General features: G+C 67.8%; 3 protein-coding genes. 2 read left to right on the top strand and 1 reads right to left on the bottom strand.

What is annotated here, in order from left to right; genetic code table 11:
- Window positions 1-760: 760 nt before the first annotated feature.
- Entirely contained in the window at window positions 761-1786 is a 1026-nt protein-coding gene (locus CKO23_RS23640) for a helix-turn-helix transcriptional regulator (RefSeq protein WP_200335826.1), read from the bottom strand.
- Between the two features lie 301 nt (window positions 1787-2087).
- Between CKO23_RS23640 and CKO23_RS23645 the strand changes: the two genes are divergently transcribed.
- Window positions 2088-2516 carry a hypothetical protein gene (locus tag CKO23_RS23645; RefSeq protein WP_200335827.1) on the top strand — a complete coding sequence of 143 codons (429 nt, stop codon included), beginning with the start codon at window positions 2088-2090 and terminating at the stop codon, window positions 2514-2516.
- Between the two features lie 2 nt (window positions 2517-2518).
- Window positions 2519-4762 carry an AAA family ATPase gene (locus CKO23_RS23650; RefSeq protein ID WP_242482695.1) on the top strand — a complete coding sequence of 748 codons (2244 nt, stop codon included), beginning with the start codon at window positions 2519-2521 and terminating at the stop codon, window positions 4760-4762.
- Window positions 4763-5465: the final 703 nt, after the last annotated feature.

Consider the following 5465-nt stretch of genomic DNA (forward strand, 5'->3'; position numbering starts at 1 on the left):
GCGAAGACGCCTGCCGCATCCGCAAAGGCCATGCTCCAGCGATTCTGACCTCGATCCGTCACCTTTGCATGAATCTGCTGGAACAAGAGCCCTCCAAGCAGCGCATGTCCAAGAAGCGCCGCAAGGCTACCTGGAACGATGACTACCGCGCTAAGGTTGTGTTTGGTTGAGAATTTATACGCGCTCGCCCTGGGGAGCGCCGCCCTCGGCGCGACGGTCGCGGCGGGGCGCCGCTCCCACCAGAGCCCGCGCCGTGCCTTGGCTGGAGCTGAGTGGCGGGTCGCGATCCCGGCGTAGGATGGGCAAAGCCCCCGCGATGCGCTCTGTTCCGAGCGCCGCGGGTCGGCGGGCGTGCCCATCATCCCCGCACCGCGCCCTGCAAACCGCCGTGGGAGCGCCGCCCTCGGCGCGACGGTCGCGGCGGGGCGCCGCTCCCACCAGAGCCCGCGCCGTGCCTTGGCTGGAGCTGAGTGGCGGGTCGCGATCCCGGCGTAGGATGGGCAAAGCCCCCGCGATGCGCTCTGTTCCGAGCGCCGCGAGTCGGCGGGCGTGCCCATCATCCCCGCACCGTGCCCTGCAAACCGCCGTGGGAGCGCCGCCCTCGGCGCGACGGTCGCGGCGGGGCGCCGCTCCCACCAGAGCCCGCGCCGTGCCTTGCATGATGGGCACGTCCGTTCGGCGTCGGGTTGAGGCTCGGGCTCTGAGTGCGGAGGCGGATCGCCCTATCGGGCATCCGCCCTACTCGCCGGGACGGCAATCGTCAGCGCCCGCCATACAAGGCCGCCGCCTTGCGCGCCTGAGCGGCGACGATCCGTCGCAGGTCTGGCGGGCCGACCACTTCCAGATTATCCCCCGCACCCAGCAACCAACGCAGCAACTGCCCGGTCGAAGGCACGCGCGCCCACAGCCGTAGATCGAAGTCGGAGCCCTCCGGCTCGTCGTCCAGACGCTGATTCGGCTCCATCGGACAGGTCCTCAGCAGGTCGGCCAGATAGCCGCGGACGCGCAGTTCCAGATCGATCAGCGCGCCCTGGCCGAAGTCGATCCGCCCCTCGGCGATCGCCCCGTCCAGATCGAATCCTTCCACCTGGCGCGCCGGCGTCTCCGTCAAGACCTCGGCCACGACCATGCGATGCAGCGCATAGACGTGCGCGGGCGGGTCTTCGTCATGCTTGAGCGCGAGCAGATAGGCGATGGGGCCACGCTGGACCAGGGCCTGGGGATGCAGCACGGGGTCGCTGCGCTCCCCGCTAGTCTTGACGTAACCGACCCGCAGCGCACACCGCTGGATGAGTGCCTGAATCACCGCGCTCAACACCCCCTGATAGAGATCCGCCGGCTGCAATCGCAGGGTATCGGACACGACACGCAGCCGGGATTCGTCGAGCCGCGGGGCCTGCGTATTGGTCAGCAGCGTGCGCCACAAGCGGTCCAGCCGACGATGCGGCAGCGCCTCGGCGGCCAGCATCTGGATCGCCTTCAGCGTCCACTCCTCAATGGCCGGATCCTCGTCCTCGGCATCGCTCGGCAGACGGCGGTAACGCAGGGGCTTGCCGCCCGGATTGACCACGGCGATCCGCTGCTGCTGGACCAGCGCGTCCAGATCGCGCTGCACCGCGCGTCTGAGCGCCCCTTCGCTCGCCGCCGCATAGACGTCCGCGACCCGTCCGACGAGCTGAGTCGTGCTCGGATAGGCCTCCTTGGGGACATGCAACGGCAGGCATTGCAGCAAGTGCCGGAGACGCTCGATGCGTTCGAGGTGCCTGGGCTCGGATGTCTTCTTCATGGGGTGAAGTCTAGGGCAATGCAGCCTCCCGATGCGACAGGGTGAGTCGCATCGCTGCGCTATCCTTCGCGGCCGATCCAGCCACGCCCGATGTCGCCATCCCAAAAAACGCGCGGAACCGCGTTGCCCCTCGATCGGGACGGCCGACGGGGATTGCTCTTTGACAATCCAGTGATTGCAAGACGGCCGCCGAACGCGCTCGAACGCGGTCCCGGTCGTCGCTTCTTGTCTTGCTTCCCCTGAACGGACAGGCCAGTCGAGCGCGCCGTGCCTGTCCTCGCTTCCACGAGAGGAGTCCTGAATGCCACGAAACCACGACAGTCTCTCCTCGCGCGAGCTGCTCGCGCGGATCGGTCTCACAGACACGGGCACCTATGACCTGCTCGACGACGAGCCGCTGGAGGATCTCAGCGGCGACCTGGGCGCGGCGCTGCGCGAGCGCTATCGCCTGCTCACCCGGCGGCACGCCTTCGCCCCCGGTGACCTGGTGACCTGGAAGCCGGGCCTTAAGAACCATCGCATTCCACGCTACGGACAGCCGGCGGTGGTGGTCGAGGTCCTGGAGACACCGGTCCTGGATCAGGAGGCCGGGGTGGCCGGCAGCACCTATTTCCGCGAGCCGCTCGACCTGGTGCTCGGGCTCATCTGGGACGAGGAGCCCTGCCGCGGCGAGCTGATGACCTTTCATTTCGACAGTCGGCGATTTCAGCCTTGGACGGAGGGCCAATGACCATGCAGCGACACCCATCACCCTGGCGCACGGATTTCACCCCACTGTCCCCGGCGCAGCGGCGCCTCGCCCGCTACGCCTTGAACTCTCTCAAGAGCGACCCGCGGCTCGAGCGCTTCCTGCATGAGCGTGAATTCCTCGCCGCCCTGTGGTCCTTGATGCGGTCGCTGCTCGATCCCGGCGCCCTGCACCGGCTCGCCCCGGCGTTGGCCGATCGGGTCGATCTCTGGGAGGTCGTGATCGAGGAGAGTTACGATCCGCTCGATGAAGCCTCCCTTGAGGAGCGACTGCAACGCGCCTTGAGCAGGGATGAGGAGGATACGCCGCCGCCTACCGACCACCCCGCCGAGCTGCGTCAGCGCCTTGGCGTGCTGCTCAGACATCGCCCGGAGCAGGTCTTGACCGCCTTGGCGGAGGCCGATGATGGCGTACCCATCTCGCCGGTCATCCGCCTCCTTGGCGAGGCACTGGAACTGGATGCAACCAGCCTGGCCGTGCTGGACTTCATCGATCAGCGCGAGCAGTCGCCGGCACTGCAACGGATCCTGTCGGCGACCCCATCGGCGAGCCGACGCGCCAATGTCGTCCGCCTGGCCGCCGTGCTTGGCGAGGAAACCAGCGCGGTGCGCGCGGCACTGGGCAAAGAGGCGCCGCTGAGCACGCTCGGACTCATCGGGCACCGCCATGCGCACCTTCCGGTCGATCTGGGACACTTTCTCGACCCCAGCGACCTGCTCGACGAGGTGCTCGAGTCCGCGCCCGAGGATCCCGAGACCCTGCTCGGCCTCTTGATCGAGCCGGCGCCAGCGGCGGCCTGGCGACTGGAGTCCTTCCCGCATCTGGCCGCGCCCGCCGCGCACGCTGGCGCGGTGCTGGGGCAGGCCGCCACCACCGGCACCCCGGGGGTCAACGCGCTCTTCCACGGCCCGCCCGGCACCGGCAAGACCGAACTGGCGCGCGCCCTGGCCGCCGCCCGCGGTCTGCGCGCCTTTCAGGTGCGCAGTGCCGGCGACGATGGCGATGGCCTCTCGCGCCGGGGACGGCTCTCGGCCTACCTGGTCGCCCAGCGCCTGCTCGGGCGCCGCCACGACGCGCTGCTGATCTTCGATGAGGTGGAGGATGTCTTCACCAGCGGCGACAACCTCCTCGCCCTCTTGCATGGGGAGAGCATGACGGGGCACCAAAAGGCCTGGATGAACCGCATCCTGGAGGAGAATCCGGTCCCGGCGATCTGGATCGCCAATCGCACCACCGGGATGGATCCCGCCTTCTTGCGCCGCTTTCTGCTGCCGCTGCCCTTCAAGACACCGCCACGCTCGGTACGCCGGCAGATGGCCGAGCGGCATCTGGGTGACCTGGGGCTGCCGCCGGACCTGCTCGATACGCTGGCGGCGGACGCGGCGCTCGCCCCGGCCCAGCTGGGCGCGGCGCGGCGCCTGTGTGCCTTGCGCCCGGACGTCCCGGCCGAGCACAGCGTGCGCGAAGGTGTCGCGGCACTGCGCACGCTGCTGCATGGCGCGCCCATGCCGCCTCTGCGCGTCCCGGCCACCGCCTTCGACGTGGCCTATCTGAACCTGGCCGGCGGCATCGCCCCGAGCGCCATCGTCCAGGCCCTGGAGTCCGGGGGCCGCGGCAGTCTCTGCTTCTATGGTCCACCCGGCACCGGCAAGACCGCCTTCGCCGAGGTGCTGGCCGAGGCGCTCGACCGCGAGCTGGTCGCACGGCAGGCCTCCGACCTGCTCTCGCCCTATGTCGGGGAGACCGAGCAGAACCTGGCGCGGCTCTTCCGCGAGATCGACCCGAGCCACACGATCCTGCTGCTCGACGAGGTGGACAGCTTCCTCGCCGACCGCCGTCACGCGCAACGGAACTGGGAGCGCACCCAGGTCAACGAACTGCTGCAGCAAATGGAACGCTTCCCCGGCATCTTCATCGCCGCGACCAATCTGATGAGCGGGATCGATGCGGCCGCCTTGCGGCGCTTCGACTTCAAGCTGCACTTTCGGGCGCTGACACAGGTGCAGCGAGTAGCGCTGTTCGCCCGCGAAGCACTGGGCGATGAGCAGACGCCGGTGGCACCGGAACTTGCCCGGCATCTGCAGGGGCTGGAGGGGCTGACGCCGGGGGACTTCGCCAACGTCTGCCGCCAACGGCAGCTGCTCGGCGAGGCACTGGCGCCGGAGCAGTTCCTGCGCCGGCTGGCGGCAGAGTGTCGGCTCAAGGGCGAGCGGGCACGGGCGGCCTGAGGACAGGCTGACTGGATGGATAAGCCAGGGATGGCCTGAATCACAGAGACATCGGCATGACCAGGTCAAGTCGACCATGCCGCGATGTTAAGGGTGCTGCGCGTCCCCCGAGGCTGCGGCTTGGTGGGCCGAGGCCGTCAAGATCGCTCTCGCGCGTCTCGTGCCCGCGCCGATGTTGTGCGAGTGCACGTCAACGCACCCTTACAGACACGGGAGCGCGATGCGCTCGGGCTGGCTTGGACTTCGAGCAGAGTCGCCGATTTGTGGCTGGCGTCACGGTCCGTGCCTTTCCGCCGAGCTAGGCTTCATCCGTCCTCAACACGTCTCAGCGTGCAAGACATGGGAATGTCGATCGCCACAAATCTCCTTGCCTGCCTTGCTGATTGCTGCGGCTTGGGCGAAAAGCCAGAACGGGCGGTCAAACGCCGCCTTTGCTTCAGGCCGACTGTTCGTCTTCGGCCATGTCATGCGTGCGTTTGTAGATTGACAGGAACTGGGATAAGGAAATCGATCGAGTGCCGAGATCGAAGTCTCGATGGGATGCTATTGTTCTAGACTGCAGTCTATCTATCGCAACAGGGCAATCGCATCAAACTATTAGCGAGTACTGTTGGATAATCGCGATGGTGTCGGTAACACTTGGCGGTCGTTTTCCCGCTGGTGAGATGCCGCCGATGCCTGAGATGACCCTGGACCGCTCGCT

The sequence above is a fragment of the Thiocystis violacea genome (assembly GCF_016583565.1).
Classification (GTDB): Bacteria; Pseudomonadota; Gammaproteobacteria; order Chromatiales; family Chromatiaceae; genus Thiorhodococcus; species Thiorhodococcus violaceus_A.

Coding starts and splice junctions, on each gene's coding strand:
- CKO23_RS23640 (WP_200335826.1), bottom strand. CDS start 1,786: ATGAAGAAGACATCCGAGCCCAGGCACCTCGAACGCATCGAGCGTCTC.
- CKO23_RS23645 (WP_200335827.1), top strand. CDS start 2,088: ATGCCACGAAACCACGACAGTCTCTCCTCGCGCGAGCTGCTCGCGCGG.
- CKO23_RS23650 (WP_242482695.1), top strand. CDS start 2,519: ATGCAGCGACACCCATCACCCTGGCGCACGGATTTCACCCCACTGTCC.